Consider the following 23053-nt stretch of genomic DNA (forward strand, 5'->3'; position numbering starts at 1 on the left):
AGTTATGCCAACAAAACAAAAGAGAGTTCGTTTACCCAAAAATCCCCAGCCCCAGGAATGGCAGGCAGCAGATCTAAGTGAACAGCGAATCGCCAGCTACAAACCGTTTAACTTTGTGGACGGCGAGGGTGTACGGTGCAGTCTCTACGTGAGCGGCTGCAAGTTTGACTGCCCAGGCTGCTACAATAAAGTGGCGCAAAACTTCCATTTTGGAACCCCGTATACACAAGAGCTGGAAGACCGAATCATTGATGATCTGAGTCAATCTTACGTTCAGGGCTTAACGTTGCTAGGTGGTGAACCGTTTTTAAACACACAGGTCTGCAACCGTTTATGCCACCGAGTTCGTCAGGAATTCGGGCACGATAAGGACATTTGGAGCTGGACTGGATATACCTGGGACGAATTAATGAAGGAATCCGATGACAAGAAGGAACTTCTCAGTCTTCTTGATATCTTGGTTGATGGTCGTTTTCTTCAGGCTAAGATGGATCTGACCCTGCAGTTTCGTGGCAGCAGCAACCAACGAATCATCAACGTTCCAGAGTCTTTGAAGACCGGAAACGTTGTCATTTGGGATAAATTAGTAAAATAAGCGGCAGTCTTAAGCGTCAACTTAGTGCTGTTCAAATAAGCGTTAAGCATTGAGTTCATGAATTAGGATTCAGTACTTAGCGCTTATTTTAGGCCTGAGTCTTACCGTTATTATTAGAAGAGCTGAATGGTATTTTGACTATTGATTAACCGCTTTCAACATCATAAAATAGACATAGGTCGATTGAATTGTGCACGGCCAAATCTGTTGTGGATTTTACCAAGGAGGAATTATTGTGGACAAGCCAAAGATTATTGTTGTAGGTGCATCTCACGGTGGTCATCAAAGCGTGCTGGAATTATTGCATCGGTATCCAAATGCTGATGTTACAATGTTTGAAGCCGGTGACTTCGTCTCGTTCATGTCCTGTGGAATGGAACTGTTCTTAGAAAACCAAGTTACAGACGTTAATGATGTCCGGAATTTCCGACCAGAAGAGCTGACAAAACGGGGCGCTCATGTTTTGAGCAACCACGAAGTCACAGCCATCAATGCTGATGCTAAATCGGTGACCGTGCATGATCTTAAGGCGGACACCACTCAGGATTATCCTTACGATAAGCTAATTTTGAGTTCGGGTGTTCGGCCAAAATCACTCCCTGTACCTGGTGCTGACCTTGAAAACGTCTTTTTGATGCGTGGTTATGACTGGGCCAATAAAATTAAGGCTAAGTTAGCGGATCCTAATGTAAAGAACATTGCCATTATCGGTGCTGGCTACATCGGTATCGAAGCTGCTGAGGCCAGCAGTAAAGCCGGAAAGAACGTGACGCTGCTTGACATGATCGACCGCCCATTAGGCACGTATCTGGATGCTGATATGACGGATATTCTTAGCCAGGAATTGAAGGATCATGGTGTTGCACTTAAGTTAGGCGCTAAAATTGAAGGCTATAAGGGCACTGGTAGTGTCACAGCAGTTCAGACTGATTCCGGTGATGTGCCTGCTGACTTGGTCATTCAAGCAGCTGGTGTCGAACCAGCTACCGAGTGGCTCAAAGGGACTGTGGACCTTGATGAACGGGGATTCATTGAAACTGATCCATACTTACGAACAAATCTACCTGACGTTTACGCGATTGGTGATGCCACCCTCGTATACTCACAAGCCGCACAGACAAAAGTACCGATTGCCCTGGCTACCGTGACCCGTCGTGAAGCACGTTACGTGGCTAAAAATATTTTTTCAGCTGCACCAGCAGCACCATTCAGCGGTCTGGTTGGTTCCAGCGCCCTCAGTGTATTTGACTACCACTTCGCGGCTAGCGGTTTAAATAGTTTCACTGCTGCACGAAGTCACGTTACGATTCAATCATCCTTCTATGCTGATACCCTGCGTCCAAGCTATGTTCCGGCTAAAAATGGGAATCCGCAAGTGTGTGTAAACTTGGTTTTTGACCCGCAGACCCACAGATTGTTAGGTGGCGCGGTATTATCCAAATACGATATTACCGCTGATGGCAACGTCTTAGCGTTGGCTATTCAGCAGCACTTACGAGTTGAAGATTTAGCTGAAGCCGATTTCTTCTTCCAACCAGGTTTCGACCGTCAATGGAGTTTACTGAACTTAGCTGCTCAGCATGCTTTGGGCGAACCGCAATTCTAGATTGATTAGCGAATGTTGAAATAGTTATTTCCGACGACGCCTCCAAAAGGGGACGTCGTTTTTGCTGCTGGCCAATAAAAATGAATTCTCCAGTAATTAAACTAATGTTTCTATCCAAAATGTAGTAAGCTACTAACAGTGAAATAATCTTTTGAGGGGGAATGGTAGTGAGTAAGTACCGTTTACAAGCCATCGTATTCGTACTGGTTGCTTTTATGCTTGGTTGCAACGAATTTATGGTGGTTGGGATCCTGTCTGATATCGCGACGCATCTGCAGGTCAGCATCGCAGCCGTCGGGTATTTGGTGACCGTCTTTGCGACCGTCTACGCTGTTAGTACGCCGTTCATAACGGTTTTGACTAGTAAATACAATCGGTTTAAAGTCTTGATGATACTGATTGGGATTTTCTGGGTGGGTAACACCCTGAGCGGTTTTGCCACCAACTACTGGTTTATGTTAGTCTCACGAGTTATTTCAGCAAGTGTTGCTGGCTCGATTATTTCGTTGATCATGACTTTCGCAACTACGGTGGCACCGCGGAATAAGCGGGCCAGCCTTGTTTCGTGGATCTTCGCTGGTTTTAGTATTGCCTCGGTCTTTGGTGTGCCGATTGGAACAACGATCAGTACAGCGTATGGCTGGCGTTACGCTTTCTTTGCAGTTTCAGTAGTGACGATCGTTATTTTGCCCCTACTGTTCTGGTTACTACCGAAACGCGTTGAACAAGTCCAGGGTTCTATTCGTGGGCAACTTAGCTTGTTAAAGGACCGTCGAATCTACGTCGGGATTGCGCTGGTGCTCTTCACCGCCGCCACCATGTACGGCTATTACACCTATATCCGGCCACTCTTGACGACATCAATGGGCTTTAGTAAAACTAGTCTGAACATCTTATTATTCCTCATTGGGATTATGAATATCATTAGTAACAAGTGGTCGGGACGGTTAGCAGAACATGGCGGTCTGCGTGCGCTACCTAAATTCTACGTTGTCGATATTATCGTTTTGATCCTCTTGCCATTCACACTGAGTAGTAAAATCATCGGCTTCGGGTTGATTCTAATCCTGAGTTTAATCGTCACGATTTCTAATTCGCCGATGCAGATGCACTTTTTAAACACTGCTGAACGGGATTATCCACAGTCATTGGTCTTAGCATCGTCGCTAAATTCGATTTTCTTTAATTTCGGCATCTCCTTAGGTTCAGCAACGGGTTCAATTCTCGTCGGGGTAATCGGTGTTAACCACATTAGTTGGGGAGCTGCTGTTTACGCCGTTATCTCGCTGGGATTGATCTGGTTATTAAACAGTGTCATTAAAACGCATCGATCAAAGAGAGATCCAAGTCCTGATGCAGATTGACAATTGATTCTAGCTGTTTCTTAACGGCTGGATGTTGGCAGTTGATTAGGATACTTCAATTAGCGCCGGCTAAAAAAGCAATGATCAGTTTCGGGTGTTCGAAGCTGATCATTGCTTTTTTTAAATCATATTCTGCCTAGACATAGCGTCGACGAATTAGTTGATGGCGTCTAGATTACCAACCGTTTTTAAGTAGGGAATGCTAAAAGCCAAACTGGATTTGCGGTCACTCGCTTTTACCCGATACGTTAGTTTTGGTCGGTACTGGGTCAGCGTTAAATTGAATCGAACCGTCTTGCCCTTGCCGGTATTACCACTCTTAATCGACTTATTTCCGTTATATACAGTGACTTGTTGGTGAGTGCCAAGGGTATGAATCGTGATGTTAGCAGCGTCACTTGTGCGCGACTCACCGAAGTTTACGATTTCCGGAGTTGCATAAGCGTTGTAAGACAGTTTCTTCACTTGAGTTACTCGATGATGCTTGGCTGTGGTCCCGTAAAGTTCAAAGGTTTTATAACCGGTGAACTTGTAGTTGACCGCCGCGTAACTTTTCTTCACTTTATAGTAAGTGGTGTGCCGATTATATCTAACTGCGATCCGTGTTGCAGCTTTCGGCGCCTTAACTCGAACCTTCAGTTTTGAAGATGCGTACGATAATTTTGAGGTACTGACTCTCGGTAGTGACTTAGCCGATGAAGACGAAGGTGCAACAAAAGTTCCCCCAAGTAACGCCAGCCATAGACCTGTAATTGCAATGGTTTTCCGCATGATCTACTCCTTTATAAACAGTTTTAAAATTCACTATCGTGCACCTTACCACGTCCATGATAGCCGGTCAAGTGATTGGGATATAATTCTCAAATGTAAACGAATTCGCTGAACAATTACCATTTATTTCACTCATTTTGAGGATTATTGCTACTCTATAGGTCTGAAATCCTGTAAACTTAGGGTACTAAATACAAAGGGGAAATTAGCGATGATCAAAGGTGATGCACTGCCCGAAAAGATCAAAGTCGTGTGGCGAATCAGTGCCCTGGGAACACTGATCTTTGGACTTTTGATCACGGGTGGCTTACTGTTTGCACAGCATTTTTGGGGTTGGTGGCAGTGGCTGGTACTTGCTGCTTTAGCGTTGACAGTCGTTTACACACTTATAGGATTTGCTATTATTCCGTACCGGTACCGTTATTGGCGCTACCGCATATCAACAGATTCAGTTGAAATTGAGTCGGGATTCTTTTTCCATGTGTTAACGGCAATTCCAATCAGTCGCATACAAAACGTGACACTTGAGGCTGGACCAATTCTTCAGTGGCAGCATTTGCAGACGGTCAATATTGAAACAGCGGCGACCACGCATAAAATTGAGTCGGTACTGCCGGTAACTGCAGAACAGCTTAAAGAGCAGATCATGACGTTAGCAACGGGGGTGGTTGATGATGACACCGATTAGACGTCACTTGAATCCGCTGGCAATCGTTGTGTTCTGGTTTCGTTACATGGCAAGTTTATTCTGGCTGGTCCCAGTTGTCCTCTTTTCTAACGGAAGCCGCACGTTTGAATTGCTTGGTACTGCCGGGTGCTTTCTTCTGCTGACTATCATGGCGGTGGTCAGATACTGGTGGTACCGTTTTGAAATTGGTAACCAGGCGATTACGATTCATTCTGGTGTGATTTTTCGCAAACAGGTGCACATCCCTTACGCTAAGATTCAAACGTTGCAGCGGCAGCAGTGGTTTTACTTTAAGCCCTTTCACGTGCTGGCGGTCAGTATCGAAACGGCCGGCCAATCGCATGATGAGGCGGAGGGCAGCCTGCCAGCTGTTAGTCAGCGAGTGGTGGACCAGTTGCAGAAGTTGGTGAATAAACAGTCTCAAGACCCGTCATCAGCAGTATCCAACTCAAGCTCAGTGATTGCAGCTCAATCGCAACCCGTTGCTGAACAACGGGAAGATTCGAATCGTAGTCCGGAATTAGAGCAGAATCGTTCAGCCGCTGTATCAGCAGGTGAGAAATATAAAATTTCTTGGCGTGATTTAAATACCTATGCGTTGACGTCAGTTGGCGTGGTGCCAATTTTACTGGGTCTGTTATGGCTGTACAGTAAATTAGATGATCTCTTACCTGATCGAGTTATGAATCAAGCAGTCAATACTTTCGTTCATTACAGCTTTTTGATCATTATTGCCGTCCTCATTTTTTCACTGTTATTAGGCACAATTGTCAGTTATCTAACGATTGTTCAACGCTATTATCATTTTGTACTATCGAAGCGAAACCAGCAGTTAACAACGGAAAAGGGGTTCTTTCAACGCAACACGATATCGGCTAGTCAAAGCAGAATTCAAGCGGTGATCTTTAGGCAGACTGTTCTTCGCCAACTGTTAGGATTAGTCTCCGTTCAATTAGTGCTGGCATCCACGGCAACGAAAGCAGAAGATGAAAACAATCTGGTTATGCTGCCAGTGATTGATCGCAGTAAAGTGCCCATCGTTCACCGGTTTATTAACTGGGTGCCGACGGACCTGCCTGCATTTGACCCAATCAGTTGGGCTGGGCGTTGGCGAATGATTCGAAATGCAGTTTGGCTGTCGCTCATCCCCGTTGTCCCACTGGTCTATTGGTTGCGGCCATGGGGGTGGTGGTCACTGCTATTGATGCCGCTAGCGGTGTTGATGGGGTTGTACGCCGGTCGTCAAATGGGTATCAGGCAAATTGATGCGACTCATTTGGCCATTCGAGTGGGAAGCCATTTTCAACGTGATACGGTGATTGTCGCGAAGCCTAAATTGCAGTCGGTAAGCATCAAACAGTCGATTTGGATGAAACGCGTCGAGCTGGCACATTTAATCCTAAATATCCGTCAGGGTGACGATGTTCAGGCACTTCGAGTTCGTTATTTAGCGTTGGCGGATGCTGAGCAGATCTATGGCTGGTATCGCGGCCAAACGGATTAGAATTAGTTGGTGCTCAGGGCTAATTTTGGTACAATGAAGGCGAAGTCAAAGTTCGTGTGATCCTTGGAGTAGTGCGCAATAAGGGAGGTGTTTGGGATGTCAGAGTTAGATCCGAAAAAGTTTAAGCATATTCTAGTGGGGGTCGATGATTCTCCAGATGCACAGCTGGCGTTTCGGTACGCAATGAATCGAGCAAAGACTGACGAAGCTGAGCTGACCATCACATCAATTCTGGAATCTGATGAAATGAACGTTTACCAGGCTTTAAGTAAAGATTTTGTGCATGGTAAGCGTGATGAGCTTGAAAAGCACATTTTAGATTATCGTGATTTAGCCATGCGGTTCGGCATTAAAAAGGTCAACGCCATTATCTCGGAAGGTGACCCAGGTGAAACCATAATTAAGGAGATTATTCCTGAGGTTAAGCCGGATCTGTTAGTCATTGGGTCACTGGCCAAGAAGGGGTTGCGAAAACGGTTCGGCTCCCAAGCAGCCTATATGGCAAAATACTCACCAATCTCAGTGCTGGTTGTTCGGTGATGAGTCGACAAAAACAAGCCATTGTTTGCGCAATGGCTTGTTTTTGTAATATTTGAAACTATTCAATTATCCTCCATCTCACCGCGTTCCTTAGCCTCTTGATTCAGTTGCTGGGCTTTGTCGAAGTCCTCAGTGTGGATGTAACTTCTGATTCCCCAGTAATAAAAGGCGAGTGACGCAATCACGATGACGACAAAATCGAGGGGGTATGGCACCCAATTTAACCCGTTGAACTGATGACTACCAATCAATGACATGATCGAGATAAATACCAGGTAGCCAATCATCCAGCCACTGGCTTTAAAGGCTTGCCGAGTTGAAACGAAGTGGTTTTTCCATTCGTAATAGAAGTAAAATGGCAGGCCCAGCAGAATAATAAAAATCACTTCAACAGTGGTTGGCCACATGGCCCAATAAGTTGCCAGTGACGCCAGTACGAAGGACAACGGCGCCATCCAGGGCAACCATTTTAAGCGGATCGGCCGGTATAATTTTGGTCCCATTTTTCGCAGCGAAATAGCTGTTACGGGACCCGTCAAATAGGCGATCAACGTGGCAGTGGACAACACGGTAGCCAGCACCGCCCATGAACGAAAGACGGTCACCATCACCATGCTTAAGATGGTATTGACCAGCATCGCATTGCGCGGAATCCCGTATTTTAAATTGACCTTACCTAAAAAGTGCGGTACGTGGCGATTTCCCTCCATGGCGAAGAGCGCCCGGGCAGTATTAGCTACAAATGAAACTCCGGTGCCAAACGGCGAAACGAAAGCATCCATGTATAGCAAGACAGATAACCAGTGGATTCCTAACAGAATCGCCATGTCCGCAAATGGTGAATTAAACACGATGCCGTGCCAGCCGGTTGCGGCAATCATCTTGGGTGGAATTGCAGTGATGAAGGTACTTTGTAAAATCACGTAGAGAATGCCGCTGATCAGCAAGGAAATCGTAATGCCCCGGCCAATGTTTTTCTTAGGATGTTCAATTTCTCCGCCCATATTGATGACGGTTTGAAAGGCGTCAAAAGAAAAGATAATGCCGGCTGCCGAAGTGGCGGTAAAGATGGGTGCGGAGCCATACGGCATGAATTCGTGCAAATTAGTACCATAATTACCAGGATGGAATCCTGACATGGTCAGCATAATGATGGTCAGCAGGGGGATCCCAATTTTAAAGATTGAGATCAGACTGGTGAAGCGTGTCAGAATTGTGACCGACCAGAAGTTGAGCATGGTGAAAACCAGGATGAAGCCGAAAACCACCAGCAGACCACTATTGGTGATCACACCGCCACTCAAAAAATGGTGGGTCCAATGTGCCCAGGACCACGGCCAGGTACTCATGTACTGCACGGCAGCCACAGCTTCAATCGGGATCAGTGTGATTAAGGAGACCCAGTTAGCCCAAGCTGCGATAAAGCCCAGTAATGTTCCATGGGAATATTGCGCGTACTTACTCATCCCACCAGATTCTGGGAACATTGCGCCAATTTCGACGTAATCATAGGCAATCGATCCGATGACGAGACCACCGATGACCCACGAAATAATGGCAGCGGGGCCCGCAATTTTCGTTGCCTCCCACGAACCAAACAGCCAGCCAGACCCAATCAAGGAGCCCAGTGCCAACATGACCAGTTGAAAGAGGTTGATTCGTTTAATTTTTGGTGTACCCATGCTTGAGCCCCTTTCATAGATTTAAAGTAATAATTGAAGGGTCGAATTGAAAGACTGCCAATTCGACCCTTCAATTTAATTGATAGTCAGCGATTTATTGGTCGTCATCTGATGACGTCCGGAATGGGCTGACGATTTTAGCCCCTGGCTCGTTTTCAAGATTCGTCCGAATAACTAGGACATCACAAGCCGCATTATGGGTAACAAAATCGGTGACGGAGCCAGTCATGACCCGTTCAAATGCACTCATACCGGTGGCACCCATCATGACAAGATCATTTTGGTGATCTTTAACGAATTCAAGTGCAATGACCGTCTTGGGATTCCCAAAACGAATGTGGGTGCTGATATCAGTTAAACCATATTGATCCTTAATTTGTTCGGTTAATTCTGATAGATATTTAGTGGCGTCTTCCACCAGTTTATTCACGATATCACCGTTGGCTAGACCACCAAAATAATTGTTCTGGTGGGTGTCAATAACGGATAGCAGGTCAAGATGCGAACCGTTTCGTTTAGCGACACCGACGGCTTTGGCCAGTGCTAGTTCGGCAAATTGTGAAGTATCCAGTGGAACTACGATCGATTGGTATTTTAACATGTAATCATTCTCTCCCTATTTCAAGCAAATTCTGCTTGCTTTCTAATGCCCGTTGATTTTGAATTGACTAGACGCGGCCCAGCACAATCTGCGTTGCTTGAGCCAAAACGTGTCCAGCCATCGCATCGTGAAGTTCATTGAGCCAGAAACCGTCTTGGAGCGGCAATTTGCTATCTAATGCGTACACCGTGACCGTGTATCGGTGATCTTTATCTGGTGGTAACGGACCGCTGTAACGCTGGGCTGTCAGTGGGTTTTGATTATTAACCATGTGACCAGCAGTGGAATTATTGCCAAATGTCATTGGAACTTCACCGCTTTGACTGGCGTTTTCTGGAATCGTTGTCAGATTACCAGGCAGGTTAGCAGCTACCCAGTGGATCCACGTGAACCCGCCAACTGGAATTGCGTCATGGTCGATCATCGTTACCGCAAAGGTTTTGGTGTCTGCTGGCGCATCTTGGATCTCAATTGGAAATGACCGTGTTGGCCCATCATCGATTCGGTATTCTGCTGGTGCATATTTGCCGAATTTATCTGGTAGATAGCCGTTTTCAACTGGCACTTTGATTTGCATAATGTCACGCCCCTTCGTCAGACTTTCTTCTATTATAACGCAACTATTTGAATTGCATGGCGTTTCATTTTTCAAAATCCAGTTTTTCTGCTGGTATTTCATATTCAAGGACACATCTGAAGGACATCCGAGGTAGTTGTGGAGCTCAACAAAGGATGTGAGCAACCTCGTGCTGTAATCCAATGATCAGGCTCGACCAGCGATGTCCATGGCATAACTTAAATTCTAATGAGTCAAAAAAGCAGGTTCCCCAAATTGGGCAACCTGCTTTCTATTTACTCCCATAGTCAGTAAGTTAAATACTAATTCACCACTAAATTTGCTTTTCTAAATTGATCATTTCGATCACACCGTCTGCGCAGTCAGCACCCTTGTTGCCACCTTTGCCACCAGCACGACTGATGGCTTGATCCAGGGTATCGGTGGTCAGTACTCCAAACATCACGGGTACTGATCCGTGCAACGAGACTTCAGCTAAGCCACTAGCCGTTTCAGCGCAAACGTAATCATAGTGCGAAGTCTCACCACGGATGACGGCACCTAACGCAATGATGCCGTCGAAATGTCCAGAGTCGGCCAGTTGCTTGACGATTCGCGGTAATTCCATCGCACCGGGAACGTGTGCGACCGTGATCGCATCATTAGCTACACTGTATTTTCTTAACTGAGCGACTGCCCCCTCCTGTAGTCTAGCGGTGACGATTTCGTTGAACTGAGCGACTGCGATGCCGATGCTTAAGCCTGCGCCATTTCTTGAATTCTCTAATTCCGTCATTTTAATTGACCTCTTTCAGTAAGTGATGAAATTTCATCTTTTTAGTTTGTAAATACCGTTGATTCTCCACTGTCAATCCGGTTTCAAGCGGGATGCGGTGGGCCACTTTGATGCCGTGCTGCTCCAGTTGGTCGATTTTGTCCGGATTATTGGTCATCAAGTTTACCGTTGTGACACCAGCTTGTTTAAGAATCGTGGCCGCCAGACCATAGTTCCGGTCGTCAGCAGGCAAGCCCAGTTTCAAATTGGCCTCAACGGTGTCTAATCCCTGTTCCTGTAGCTGATAAGCACGCAACTTGTTGGCCAGACCAATGCCGCGGCCTTCTTGACGTAAATACAGGACGGCGCCCCGTCCCTGACGTTCGATCATGCGCAAAGCGGCTGCTAATTGGGCACCGCAGTCGCAACGTTTTGAACCGAAAACATCGCCCGTTAAACATTCTGAGTGGAGCCGAACTAGTAACGGCTCATCGCCGCTGGAAATATCGCCCTTAGTCACCATCAGGGTGGGTTCGTTCTCGTCATTTGTCTTGAAGGCGGTCATCTTAAAGTGCCCGTACTCGGTTGGCAGATCAACCGTGGTGATGGTGTTAACCATTTGTAGCCGGCGGTAGGTTTGTAAGTCTTCAATCGTAATCAGGGGGGTCTGCGTGCCTTCCGCGTAAGCTTTTAAATCCTTGCGGCGAGCCATTGTGCCGTCCTTTTTTAGGATTTCACAAATATAGGCTACCGGCTGTGCTCCAGCCAACCGTGCCAAGTCCACGGCGGCTTCAGTATGACCGTCACGTTCTAGGACGCCATTCTCGCGGGCAATTAATGGAAAAATATGACCCGGATGATAAAAGTCGTTAAAGCCACTGGCCGGATCAGCCAAAGCCTGAATGGTGGCCGCGCGATCAAAGGCCGAAATACCAGTACTTGTCGTCCGGACATCAGTACTAATGGTGAAGGCGGTGCCAAATGCATCGGTGGCATCCGTCATCATTGGCTTTAAGTTTAACCGGTGAGCCACACTAGCAGCCATGGGGACGCACAGTAATCCCCGCGCCTTGGTGACCATGGTATTGACCGTTTTAGGCGTCACTCGGTCGGCCAGCCCGACCATATCGCCTTCCGCTTCGCGATCCAATGAATCAGCCACGATAATCAATTGACCCTTTTTTAACGTTTCAATTGCCGCTTCAGTGCGGTGAATCACATCTTGATTTGTCATTGTACTGCTTCCTTTCGTTGCATGGCTACAATGTACTTCCCGATCACATCAGTTTCAATATTGACTAGATCGCCAATTTGGCGGTCACCTAGAGTTGTTTCGGCTAGGGTATAGGGAATCAGGCTGACCGAAAATTGCTGGGCGCCCTTTTGCGTCACGGTTAAACTGACGCCGTCAATGGCAACCGAACCTTTTTCAACGATGTAGTCATCGTATTCGGGGTCAATTTCGAAGGTCAGCGTTCGTGAGTCTTGATCTTGGACTTGGCGAATCAGTTTTGCCGTGGTATCCACGTGTCCCAGCACAAAATGGCCATCTAAGCGCGCCGTTGCCGGCAGGGCAGGTTCTAAATTGAGACGGTCATTCACACGTAGCCCCTGTAAAGCCGTGCGGCGGCTAGTTTCTGGCATCACGTCTACGCCGATTTGAGAACCGGTGACACTGGTGGCGGTGAGACAGATGCCATTGAACGCAATACTGTCGCCCAGCTGAGGCTGAATTTCAGTGAATAAAGGAGCTTCCACCGTCAAATGAGCACTTTCGTCATGTTGTTTGATTTGAATGACTCTGCCAATGCCTTTAATAATTCCTGTGAACATCGCTATTGCCTCCTACTTTGAATCTTGATGTCGTTGCCTAATTGCGTCACGGTGGGGCTGCTGAAGTGTTCTTGCTGACTGAGCGCCGAGCCGACAACCGCGGGCAGACCCGTTCCGCCGATTAGAATTGGTGCTAAATAGACGATGACTTCATCCGCCAATCCCGCTGCAATAAAGGCCGCCTGCATGGCACTGCCGCCTTCAACTAACAGTGATTGAATCCCTTTTTTCGCTAAATACGAAACGATTGCTGTGGGTGTCCAGTCAGAATTGACGATCACCTGCACGTTTTCGGGCAATTGTTGCGATGCCTCCGTTTGACTAAAGATCCAAGTCGGTGCTTGATCGTCAAATAGGTGGCGACTATTCTGGAAGTCATTCACATCATGAACGACCGCGATGCGAACTGGGGGGAAAACCATTGGCTGACCCTCCCGCACGGTTAATTGCGGATCGTCAATGCTCAGGGTGTGTTCACCAACTAAAATTGCTTGATGTTGGCGCCGAACTGCTTGCGCATCCTTTAAGGCGGGTGTTTCAGTTAAGTGCGTGCGTTGCTCACCAGCCGCATTGATCTTGCCGTCTAGAGACATGGCGTATTTGACGGTAACCCAGGGTCGATTCTGCCTGTAGAAAAAGTTGTAGGCAGCGTTCAAACCGCCCGTTTCATGGCGGATTTGAACCTCGATACCGTGTTGCTGGAGAATTGCCACACCCTTTCCGCTTACCAGCGGGTTAGGGTCAAGCTGGCCGATGACCACCTTAGCGATCTTTACTTCTGCCAGTCGTTTGGCACACGGTGGTGTCTTGCCGTAATGACTGCACGGTTCAAGGGTCACGTACATCGTGGCTCCGGCGGCCTGGGAAGTATCATCTAGTTGACTCAGGGCGTCAATTTCAGCGTGGCGGTGGCCAAACCGATGATGATAACCCACAGCTAGCAGGTGGTCATCCTTAACAATCACGGCGCCCACTTGGGGATTAGTCCAGGTATCGGTGCCCTGTTTGGCGGCATCTACTGCCAATTGAAAATAAGTTGCATCTGACAAATCTCATTCACCTCACGAAAAAAGGCCTCGCAAATTAATGCGGGGCCTAGTTATTTGATAAGCTAAACAAGATTTCATACGAGTATTGGTACACCAAAAAGTGCACCTATGGTACGAAATAGTTGCGTTTCTTCTCCCATCCAGACTTTAACTGTCGGTCCCAGACTCTCACTGGGTCAACCACGAAAACGTGGGTCACGGACTTCAGCCAAAAAGCGATTGCTTGTGTCAATCTAGCTGTCACCATCGGTCGGGAATTACACCCTGCCCCGAAGAAATCTATTCAGTTTTCAAAATCATAGTACTATGAAAGGGGATTCAGTGCAACTGAAATGTTACGACAAAGCCGTCTTATTTTCTGCAGACGGCTTTACATCCGGCTCCTTGATTGGAATGCTGCGGGCTCTTAACGCCCAAAGAATCGTGACTGTATCCACGACTTCCTGAAGTAACGCACCAAAGATTACCGGGATCACACCCAAGCTGGCGATCAGCATTAATACGGTACAAATGATGATGCCGACCATCACGGACTGCCGGGCAACGTGCATGGTGGCACGAGAGATTTGGACCGCGACAACCGTTCGTCTCAAATCATCTTTCAAGATGACGGCGTCCGCAGATTCGCTGGCCGTCGTCGCGCCACTAGCTCCCATTGCCAAGCCAACGTCAGCCGTGACCAGGGACGGGGCGTCATTCACACCGTCACCGACCATGGCGACCGGCCTTGCGGTAGCTGGTAGCCCTTTTAGCACCTCGATTTTATCGCCTGGTAAGCACTCGGCATATACCCGGTCGAGACCGACCGCTTTCGCAATCTTTTCTGCGATCGGCTTGCGGTCTCCAGAAATCATCATTAAGTGCTTGAGGCCTAAGTCGTGCAGTTCAGCCATGGTCGTGGCTGCTTCTGGTCGTGGTGAATCCGTGAACGTGACACAGCCCATGTATTTGCCATCTCGAGAAACGTAAACGGCGGTGTCAGGCACTTTTTTAATCTGGCCATCAGGCATTGCAAAGTCCGCCTTGCCAACGCGAACGATCGACTCGTTGATTGTTGCTTGCACACCACCACCAGTGGTTTCTTTGACGTGACTGACCGTTGGTAACTGGTCAGGGGCAGCCTGCATCAGTGAGCGGGCTAAAATGTGGTTGGACTGCTGTTCCGTGGCGGCTGCTAAGACCAACAGTTGCCCTTTATCTACATCCGGTTTCGCAATAATATCGGTCACTTTCAGATGACCTTGAGTAATCGTGCCAGTCTTATCAAAGGCCATGGTCTTCACTTTGGCTAACTTCTCTAGCGTTGTGCCGGTCTTAACGATGATCCCGCTCTGGCTAGCGCGACTCATGCCAGCGACGAGCGCAATCGGTGCTGCTAAAATCAGTGGGCAGGGGGAGGCCACCACCAGCACCTCGGCAAAGCGAACCGGATCACCAGTCACCGCCCAAGCAGTTCCAGCAATCACGTAGGCAATCAGGGTAAAGGGCACGGCATAGCGGTCGGCCATGCGGACAAAGTGAGCCGGTTGGGCTTCCGCTTGCTTCACAAGCCGAACGATACTTTGAAATTGACTATCGGCTGCTTTTTGATCGGCCACGATTTGAAACGAAGCGTCACCGTTGACGGATCCTGACATCACGGTATCACCCTCAACCTTATCAACTGGCCGTGATTCGCCAGTTAAAGAGGACTCATCTAAGGTGGTCACCCCTTTAATGATCGTGCCGTCGACGGGCACCACTTCGCCAGGGCGGATGAGCACGTGATCACCCACGGCAACTTGGTCGACTTCGACTTGTTTGATGATGCCATCGATCATCAGCGAGGCCTTTTGCGGCGACTTCTCCAGCAGTGACTGTAAATCGGCGTTAGCTTTGTGGGCGGCGTAGTCTTCTAAGGCGTCACCACCGGTCAACATCAATAAAACGATCAGGCCAGCCCAGTATTCACCGATTGCAAGCGTGGCGATCACGGCGGTAATTGCTAGCAGGTCCACGCCAAACTTGCCAGAACGCAGTGTTTTGACCATATCGATAAACATCAGAAGTGCAATCAACGACCCCAAAACGGTCACCAAAGCTTGTGCCCAAAAGTTTAAATGCAGTCCGAAGGCTAGTACCAGCGCAATGGCACCAACCACAAGGACCATCCACAAACGCCGATAATTCGAGAGCTGTTTCATGATGCACCTCCTGTTATGCTTTGTTTACTTAATTATATAATATTTGAATTGCATTTAGCGAACTATAAGCCAAGCATATTTTGACGTGGTTTTAGACGTTTGTTGTTTCGTTCAAGAACCCGAAATTTTTCAGATTGGCGAATTGAGTGCACCGGGGTCTCTCTTCATGATATAACAGTATTTGCGTCAGCACCGGACAGTTTGACGGCCAACAGTTTACGAACACAAGCGAAACGGAGTGGGTGCGGGTATATGGTGGTGTCGTGACTGTTAGCAAGCGTTTTTGGCTTGGTTACAGTCACAGGCAACTGGAGGGATCCGCAGGTCGGGGGATGGGTCCCGACCTGCTAGCCCGGAAGTGGCTGCACTTCGAGATGTCCGCGCCCGCGCAATGGAGCGATACTGCGCAAAACTCGTATCGCTATCTTTTTATAGTAGTGTGATAAACCAGCCTAGCCGTTCCTGAAACTAATTAATTTTTCATGCTGCAGAAACTGATCCAACCAGAAGTCCCAAACTGCATTTCACATTGCAATACCACTTCGCAGCGGAGTATGCTGGTGGTAAATGATTGATAAGGTGGGAGTTAGGGTGGAAAATGCCAAGAAAATTTCGATTCTGCAAAGGCTGATTCAAATTAAATCGGTGAACGATAATGAAGCTGAGGTGGCACACTATCTGGCCTCCCTTTTTGAACCGTACAGGGATCGTGCTAAGGTCGAATTTCTGACTTATGCCCCCGGTCGTGATAATCTAATCGTGACGATTGGCACCGATACCGGCAAGCGTTTGGGACTTTCTGGCCACGAAGACGTTGTTGATCCCGGTGATCTGTCTACTTGGGACTATGATCCATTTGACGGTCAAATCGTTGGCGATAACCTGTATGGTCGCGGAGCCTCTGACATGAAGAGTGGACTGGCGGCGACGGTGATTGCCATGCTGGAGCTGCTTGAAAAACAGACCCCGCTGAAGGGTTCGATCCGCTTGCTGGCCACGGTCGGCGAAGAAACTGGCGAGTATGGCGCTGCCCAGTTAACCGATGCCGGTTACGCTGACAGCCTTGATGGGCTGGTGATTGCGGAACCAACTGGCCTTGATAAAATCACTTATACCGCTCGCGGCGTCATCGATTATCACATTGATTCGACTGGGAAGGCGGCGCACAGTGCCCAACCGACCAAGGGCATCAACGCCATTGATAACTTGCTGGTTTACTATAACGAGGTCAACGAGCTGATGAAGAGGTTTGATAAGCTCGATCCGGTCTTGGGTGGTCTGTTGCACAACGTTGACTTGATCTCTGGTGGTGAGCAGATCAACAGTATTCCTGCTAAAGCACGGTTGTCAGCCAATATGCGGACGATTCCAGCCTACCCGAATCAGGTGATTTATGACGCTTTAGCAGGCTTGGTACACGAATTAAATGACCGTCCAGGATTTAATTTAAAATTAACTTACAGCTACCCAGAAGAAGCCATTCCGGGCCGTCCGGACGCACCGTTAGTCAAGCTTGCTCAATCTGTCGGTCACCGGGTGACTGGTAAGCGAGTCATTCCAGTCGGTTCAGGGGGTGCTAATGACGGTGCCGAATTTCTACGGGCTGACAGCCACTTCACTGCAATCGTTTACGGCCCGGGCACGGATACCTCTCATGAAGCCAACGAATACGTTGATTTGGAGCAGTTTTTGCAGGCCACCGAGCTGTATCAGCAGCTCGCACTAGCCTTTCTGGCAGATTAAGATTCGGATGGCGCACCTTGGCGGCGACGTAAGGTCAAGGCGTTTTTTAAATACAGCAAGGGGGAATTGATTCATGCAAGTTTCGAAGGGGAAGGCCAACCTGATGTTATTGCTAGCAGCAATAATCTGGGGGTCTGGTTATGTATTCTCTAAAATGGCAACCAATGCCCATTTTCAGGCGGGGATGATCAACGCGATTCGCGGTTTGATCTACGCCGCTTGTGCTTTCATTTTCTTTCATAAGGCAGTGTTAAAGATGAATGGCGTAGATATTCGCATCGGGTTGACCGCTGGCTTCATCAACTTTCTGGGCTATCAGTTCCAGACGTGGGGCTTGCGGTTTACCACACCATCAAATAACGCTTTTTTGACCGCGTTATACGTGGTACTGATTCCCTTTATCGTTTGGCTACTGTTTAAAAAGAAACCAAGTTCTAAAAGTTACGTCGCTATTATCGTGGCGATCATCGGCATGATGTTTTTGACCAACATTGTCGGGCATGGTTTCATTCTGCACGTAGGTGATCTATTGACGCTGATCTCAACGTTTTTCTATGCGCTGCAGATCGTCTATTTTGGCATGCAGGCCACCAGCACCAGTCCACTCAGCCTATCATTTATGCTGGGCTTGACCCAGGGAGTACTGGGGTTGGTCTGGTCGTTGCTGTTTGAACACGCCACGTATGGGAGCATCAACTGGCAAGCCGGTTTATGGCCCATCATTGTGTTGGGACTCCTGTCCTCGTTTGGTGCACAAACGCTGCAGATCGTCGGCCAGCGGTTTACGGATCCCACCCCGGCAGGACTGATTTTAATGACGGAATCGATGTTTGGCAGCTTCTTTTCGGTGATCCTCGGTTTTGAACCACTAACGTTGCACTTGCTGATTGGCGGCGCTTTAATTATCGTGGCACTTTTGATCATGCAGCTGGACTTCAGCCGTTTTCGGTTCAGTTCGGAGTGACGTATTTGCTGGTTTAGCAGATGACGTCACCATCGTGATCAACTTCCTATCCTTCACGTGAATCAGCAAATCGTGAGGTTTCAAAAACGGCTTTCATAACCACCAACCGGTGATTGTGAAAGCCGTTTTTGATCAAGTTCGACTAGGTTATAACTGACTCGTTACTTCTGGAATTTCAACACGTAGTTACCCTGTGCGTCCGAAGTAATCGTGTAATTTGTGTAGCCATCTTTCAGCCATTGCGATTTTGTGGTTTGGGCCCATTTCTTGGCCTCTGCGACCGAAGAAAAGGTATGAGACTGACTGAATGAAATGGCGTACGAGTTGTTGCTGGTTTTGTCGGTTGCTTTAGAAGATGACCCAGATGAGTTAGAAGTAGTATTGGCGGAACTAGACGAGTCCCGGGTATCGGACTTGGACTTGGTTTGGTCTAGCTTTTTTTGTTCGCTGTTCTTAATTGCTGCATCTGATTGTTGATTGATCGAACTTTGCATAGAACTTCGTTGTGACGACGTGATGCCTTGGTCGCCAGATGTCCCACTTTGTTGAGCATCATTAGACTGATTGTTTGAGTCTGAATCGGACTGATCTGCTTGCGAATTGTTGGCAGACTCATCGTTGTTACTAGAACTACTATTAACAGTTTGTTCGGTGTTTTGAGCACCATTTTCGACTTTTGTCGAGCGGTTAGCAAGCCAAACACCAACACCGACGATCAGCACAAGTGTAACTAAAAAACTGATGATGATTTGACGAAGCCGGTGCGGTCGTTTTGGCCGCTTCGGTTTCTGCTCGTTGCCGGTATTGAAGTCGTAACGTTGCATCCGCGATTGCGGTTCTTGATTATTCACGTAAATACCCTCCAATATCAAGAACGAGCGAACATGTCAATTGCATACTACTATGCTTATTCTACCTCATTTAGCTTTAAAGTTTACTATTTTTTCTTGCGTATTTCAACTTTCCAGTACTCAAATTACCCCAAATGTAGGTGGGACTAAGGCTAGCTGGAGGTGGAAAATTCTGAACACTTATTGGAAAATGATACATAAAAAAAGGCCGCGGGCGCAAAATTAAAGTTGAAGTGACGGATGTCAAAATGCAGTTGAACTGCCATTCGGTCAACCATACCGAAAATGTTTTATGGTAGAATGGATGTTAGATGACTGCGGGGCGACAATACCCTAATGCCTAGGTGTTTGAGTATCATGAGCGTTGGCCTGGATCTGGCAGACGTCACTCACCACGTTATTTTACGAAGTGGTCGATTTGGTTCGGCAAGTTCTGGCAAACACAGTGTGCCAGCTCATTGTATATACCAGCTAGATGACTGTATTTAAATGAAAATGCAACTTAGCTCTCAACTTTTGAAAGGTGGTTTTTCTTGTGCATAATGATATTCCTCAGATTCCGTTAGCAAATGGCAACACGATTCCGCAACTCGGCTTGGGTGTTTTCCAGGTGGATAATGCGAACGACGTTAAAAACTCGATCAAGTGGGCGCTAGCTGCCGGTTACCGCCACATCGACACGGCTCAGTACTACGGCAACGAACAGTGGGTCGGCGAAGCTATCCGTGAGAGCGGTTTGGACCGTCAAGACCTGTTTATCACGTCCAAGGTCTGGAATAGTGTTCGCGGGTATGATGAAACCAAGCAGGCGTTCCAAGCTAGTCTCGACCAGTTAGGGTTGGACTATTTGGACCTGTACTTGATCCACTGGCCGGCTCCCGGATACGTTGAGACTTGGAAGGCGATGGAAGACCTGTATCGGGATGGCAAGATCAAAAATATCGGTGTCTCAAACTTCGAACAAAATCAACTAGAAGACCTAATGAGTAAGACCGAGATCAAGCCGCAAGTTGACCAGATCGAAACCCACCCGTATTTCCAGCAGACTAACATGCACGCCTATTTGGAAAGCCAAGGTATCGTGCATGAAGCTTGGAGTCCATTGGGTGGTGGTAGAAATAACGCCCTCAAAGACCCACTGATTGAAAAATTAGCCCAGGCCCACAACGTCACCCCAGCCCAAATTATCTTACGCTGGCACATTGAGCATGAAGAAGTTGTGATTCCGAAGTCGATTCACAAGACCGGGTCAAGCAAAACCGTGACATCTTCGCCTTTGGGCTAGATGAGGCTGAAATGGCCGCCCTTGATAAGCTTGACGCTGGTAAGCGGGTCGGTCCGGATCCACAGGATACAGCCTGGCTGAAACGGTCCCAAGAGTATGAAGGTCGGAAGTAAACTAGTTACAAGCAACGCGTGTAGACAACCTGAGAGGCTACCTGCACGCGTTTTTTAAGCAATCATCAAAGACTTGGGTTGTATCCAGTAAAGAGGTTGATTAAAATAGGACTATGCAAATGAACGATCAAAGGGGCGATAATGTGACACACCGGGTCAAATGGGCGTCGATCTCCATCATTATTTACGTGATTTTTGTGGTCTGTGCAGTGGTCTTCAACTTTTTGGATCCCGCTAAGATCGGTATTTCTTGGACCATTTTCTGGTACGTTGCTGTGGCAGGCTTTATGTACTATTTCTATTTTAAAAACATGGCCTATCAGGAAGTGGTTTACTATGCGCGCCAGTTTCACCTCACTAAAACGGATCTGGAAGCGATGGTGCCGGACCGTAAAAAGACGGCTGAGGTACCCGATCCCGAACGTGCCAATATTTTCACCCCACTGATTTCGATTCCACTAAACGTGACCAATCGGCTGACGGATATTTTGGAAAAGCGGGCGCATGATGAGGGTGTAGCACCATTTAAATAGGCCATCATCCTTGCGGTTTTGAGAGTAGACCGACAAATGGTTTCAGAAGTGATTTCACCATTAAATGATATGGCTTGACACGCCTGCATTTAACATGCTAATCTTGATTTACTTTAAAACTTCTCAAGTCAAGTAGTGCTCAGTCTGGGTGTCAGGAAGTCGGTGGTTGCTGCGAACCGATCAGGGCTGAGTGGCCAAATACGAGGAGTACTGTACGGATAATAACTAGAACCGATATCATCTAGTGAGTGAGGTGTCTTAGTGCGCCTAAGCTGGGTGGTACCACGGTTAGTCCAATCGTCCCTGTTGCGAGAGTTCTCGTAGCAGGGACGATTTTTATTTTGAAGGGAATGTCAGTTATGTCGGGAAAAGCTAACGTTAAATTTGGGGAAGCCGTTTCAGTTTTAGCGATGATGCTCATCGTGATGGGAGTCGGCGTGATTGGGTTTGGCATCAGTCCGCAGATCCCAGTTTTGCTGGTGATTGCGCTGGTCATTTTGTGGGCGCGGTTTCGTCATTTTTCATGGAGTGAGATTCACAAGGGTATCACGGAGGGAGTCAATACTGGAATCGTGCCGATCTTCATCTTTATTTTGATCGGGGTTTTGATTAGTGTTTGGATTGCTGCCGGAATTATTCCATCGTTGATGGTGGCTGGTTTTCATATGTTAAGTGTCCAGTGGTTTGTGCCATCGGTTTTTCTGGTTTGCGCCTTGATTGGAACATCAATCGGTAGTGCTTTTACGACGATTTCAACGGTCGGCATCGCATTATTTGGTATGGGAACTACCATGAGCTTGAATCCTGCACTGGTTGCAGGGGCCATCATTTCCGGAGCCATTTTTGGTGACAAAACGTCGCCACTCTCCGATTCCACCAACTTGGCATCGGCTATTGCGGATGCGGACCTCTTCAAGCACATTAAAAATCTGATGTGGTCGACGATTCCGTCGTTTTTGGTATCACTCATCTTATACGCAATTTTGGGTCACGGTGCCGCCAGCAGTGATGCACTGGGAAAGGTATCGACAACCGTCAACGTGCTGACAACTCACTTTACGGTGACATGGTGGGCCGCACTGCCAATTATTTTAATGTTTGTGTGTGCTTTCATGAAGATTCCAGCAATCGGCACGTTATTGATCAACATTGCGGTGGCCGTGGCGATGATTTTTATTGAAAACCCGTCGACGCACGTGAAGCCCTTAGTCACGATGATGGAAACCGGTTTCGTTTCACACACCGGCAACCAAGCTGTTGACGCCCTGCTGAGTCGGGGTGGCATCTCGTCCATGATGGGGACTGTTTCGCTAATCTTCATGACACTGTCACTGGGTGGCTTACTGATGCGCTTTGATCTGATTCAGATTGCGATGGCGCCACTCGTTGCTCGGTTGCACCGAGATGGTGATTTAGTCACAGCCGGGATTCTCGCCGGTATTGCCGTCAACCTGTTCGTCGGCGAACAGTACCTGTCGACCATCTTGCCAGGGCGGGCGTTCAAAAAGCCGTTTAACGACCACGGCTTGGATAACCTCGCTTTGAGCCGGGTCTTAGAAGACGGTGGTACGGTTATTAATTACTTAGTTCCCTGGGGCGTTGCCAGTTCATTTGCGGCTGGCACGCTAGGGGTCAGTACCTTAGCCTTTCTGCCATTTTGTTTCTTCAGCTTGCTATCACCGGTCTTTTCGATCCTGAGTGGTTACACCGGAATTGGGTTAAAGAAAATTTCTCAAACAGCATAATTTAACAGGTCTTATAAAGCTGAATTTAAGGCTTTATAAGGCCTGTTTAGTGTGCAAATACAGACCAAAAAT

The 23053-nt window shown here is 47.7% G+C and carries 20 protein-coding genes, 1 pseudogene and 1 riboswitch; of the genes and pseudogenes, 11 read left to right on the plus strand and 10 right to left on the minus strand.

Annotated features, from left to right (window positions below; all coding sequences use genetic code 11):
* Positions 1-4: 4 nt before the first annotated feature.
* From nrdG to GM612_RS08940, 3 genes are all read left to right on the plus strand, one after another.
* The gene (nrdG, locus tag GM612_RS08930) at positions 5-595 is read left to right on the plus strand and encodes an anaerobic ribonucleoside-triphosphate reductase activating protein (RefSeq protein WP_155432035.1); all 591 of its coding nucleotides are present in this window, start codon (positions 5-7) and stop codon (positions 593-595) included.
* Positions 596-830: 235 nt separating this feature from the next.
* Positions 831-2201: an NAD(P)/FAD-dependent oxidoreductase gene (locus GM612_RS08935; protein WP_343031866.1), complete on the plus strand. Its 1371-nt coding sequence runs from the start codon at positions 831-833 to the stop codon at positions 2199-2201.
* A gap of 167 nt (positions 2202-2368) precedes the next feature.
* A complete protein-coding gene (locus GM612_RS08940; protein ID WP_343031868.1) occupies positions 2369-3565 on the plus strand; it encodes an MFS transporter in 1197 nt (398 codons plus the stop codon).
* A gap of 156 nt (positions 3566-3721) precedes the next feature.
* Here GM612_RS08940 and GM612_RS08945 read toward each other — a convergent pair whose 3' ends face one another.
* On the minus strand, positions 3722-4336 hold the full coding sequence (locus GM612_RS08945) for a hypothetical protein (RefSeq protein ID WP_155432037.1): 615 nt from the start codon (positions 4334-4336) through the stop codon (positions 3722-3724).
* Positions 4337-4547: 211 nt separating this feature from the next.
* Here GM612_RS08945 and GM612_RS08950 point away from each other — a divergent pair, with 211 nt between their 5' ends.
* The 3 genes from GM612_RS08950 to GM612_RS08960 all read left to right on the plus strand — a co-directional run bounded on the left by GM612_RS08950 (position 4548) and on the right by GM612_RS08960 (position 7068).
* A complete protein-coding gene (locus GM612_RS08950) occupies positions 4548-5024 on the plus strand; it encodes a PH domain-containing protein (RefSeq protein WP_155432038.1) in 477 nt (158 codons plus the stop codon).
* Entirely contained in the window at positions 5011-6528 is a 1518-nt protein-coding gene (locus GM612_RS08955; protein WP_173021259.1) for a PH domain-containing protein, read from the plus strand. The genes GM612_RS08950 and GM612_RS08955 overlap by 14 nt, the downstream gene beginning before the upstream one ends.
* 96 nt (positions 6529-6624) lie before the next feature.
* Positions 6625-7068, plus strand: coding sequence for a universal stress protein (locus tag GM612_RS08960; protein WP_155432040.1), 444 nt, complete (start codon positions 6625-6627; stop codon positions 7066-7068).
* Between the two features lie 62 nt (positions 7069-7130).
* On the opposite strand, the gene GM612_RS08965 is transcribed toward GM612_RS08960, so the two are convergent.
* From GM612_RS08965 to GM612_RS09000, 8 genes are all read right to left on the minus strand, one after another.
* Positions 7131-8750: an APC family permease gene (locus tag GM612_RS08965; RefSeq protein ID WP_155432041.1), complete on the minus strand. Its 1620-nt coding sequence runs from the start codon at positions 8748-8750 to the stop codon at positions 7131-7133.
* A 94-nt stretch (positions 8751-8844) separates the two neighbouring features.
* Entirely contained in the window at positions 8845-9351 is a 507-nt protein-coding gene (locus GM612_RS08970; RefSeq protein ID WP_155432042.1) for a universal stress protein, read from the minus strand.
* Positions 9352-9418: 67 nt separating this feature from the next.
* A complete protein-coding gene (locus GM612_RS08975) occupies positions 9419-9928 on the minus strand; it encodes a YbhB/YbcL family Raf kinase inhibitor-like protein (protein ID WP_155432043.1) in 510 nt (169 codons plus the stop codon).
* A gap of 313 nt (positions 9929-10241) precedes the next feature.
* Positions 10242-10703, minus strand: a complete 462-nt coding sequence (gene ribH, locus GM612_RS08980) for a 6,7-dimethyl-8-ribityllumazine synthase (RefSeq protein WP_155432044.1) — start codon at positions 10701-10703, stop codon at positions 10242-10244.
* A gap of 1 nt (position 10704) precedes the next feature.
* The gene (ribA, locus tag GM612_RS08985; protein ID WP_155432045.1) at positions 10705-11916 is read right to left on the minus strand and encodes a GTP cyclohydrolase II; all 1212 of its coding nucleotides are present in this window, start codon (positions 11914-11916) and stop codon (positions 10705-10707) included.
* Complete coding sequence (locus GM612_RS08990) at positions 11913-12515, minus strand: riboflavin synthase (RefSeq protein WP_155432046.1); 603 nt, start codon at positions 12513-12515, stop codon at positions 11913-11915. Before GM612_RS08990 ends, ribA begins: the two co-directional genes overlap by 4 nt.
* Positions 12516-12517: 2 nt before the next feature.
* On the minus strand, positions 12518-13564 hold the full coding sequence (gene ribD, locus GM612_RS08995) for a bifunctional diaminohydroxyphosphoribosylaminopyrimidine deaminase/5-amino-6-(5-phosphoribosylamino)uracil reductase RibD (protein ID WP_155432047.1): 1047 nt from the start codon (positions 13562-13564) through the stop codon (positions 12518-12520).
* Between the two features lie 124 nt (positions 13565-13688).
* Positions 13689-13845: riboswitch (FMN riboswitch) on the minus strand.
* Positions 13846-13899: 54 nt separating this feature from the next.
* A complete protein-coding gene (locus GM612_RS09000; RefSeq protein WP_155432048.1) occupies positions 13900-15747 on the minus strand; it encodes a heavy metal translocating P-type ATPase in 1848 nt (615 codons plus the stop codon).
* Positions 15748-16338: 591 nt separating this feature from the next.
* Between GM612_RS09000 and GM612_RS09005 the strand changes: the two genes are divergently transcribed.
* Positions 16339-17490 (plus strand): ArgE/DapE family deacylase, encoded by a 1152-nt coding sequence (locus GM612_RS09005; protein WP_343031870.1) that lies wholly within the window; start codon positions 16339-16341, stop codon positions 17488-17490.
* Positions 17491-17563: 73 nt separating this feature from the next.
* Entirely contained in the window at positions 17564-18454 is an 891-nt protein-coding gene (locus tag GM612_RS09010; protein WP_155432050.1) for a DMT family transporter, read from the plus strand.
* Between the two features lie 161 nt (positions 18455-18615).
* Here the strand turns inward: GM612_RS09010 and GM612_RS09015 are convergent, their stop codons facing one another.
* The gene (locus GM612_RS09015) at positions 18616-19305 is read right to left on the minus strand and encodes a hypothetical protein (RefSeq protein ID WP_155432051.1); all 690 of its coding nucleotides are present in this window, start codon (positions 19303-19305) and stop codon (positions 18616-18618) included.
* A 535-nt stretch (positions 19306-19840) separates the two neighbouring features.
* On the opposite strand from GM612_RS09015, the pseudogene GM612_RS09020 reads away from it, so the two are divergent.
* From GM612_RS09020 to nhaC, 3 genes and pseudogenes are all read left to right on the plus strand, one after another.
* Positions 19841-20703, plus strand: a pseudogene (locus GM612_RS09020) (aldo/keto reductase).
* A gap of 119 nt (positions 20704-20822) precedes the next feature.
* Positions 20823-21236, plus strand: a complete 414-nt coding sequence (locus GM612_RS09025; RefSeq protein ID WP_155432052.1) for a hypothetical protein — start codon at positions 20823-20825, stop codon at positions 21234-21236.
* A gap of 359 nt (positions 21237-21595) precedes the next feature.
* Positions 21596-22981 (plus strand): Na+/H+ antiporter NhaC, encoded by a 1386-nt coding sequence (nhaC, locus tag GM612_RS09030; protein WP_246147678.1) that lies wholly within the window; start codon positions 21596-21598, stop codon positions 22979-22981.
* Positions 22982-23053: the final 72 nt, after the last annotated feature.

It is taken from the genome of Secundilactobacillus folii (genome assembly GCF_009720675.1).
Taxonomy (GTDB): domain Bacteria; phylum Bacillota; class Bacilli; order Lactobacillales; family Lactobacillaceae; genus Secundilactobacillus; species Secundilactobacillus folii.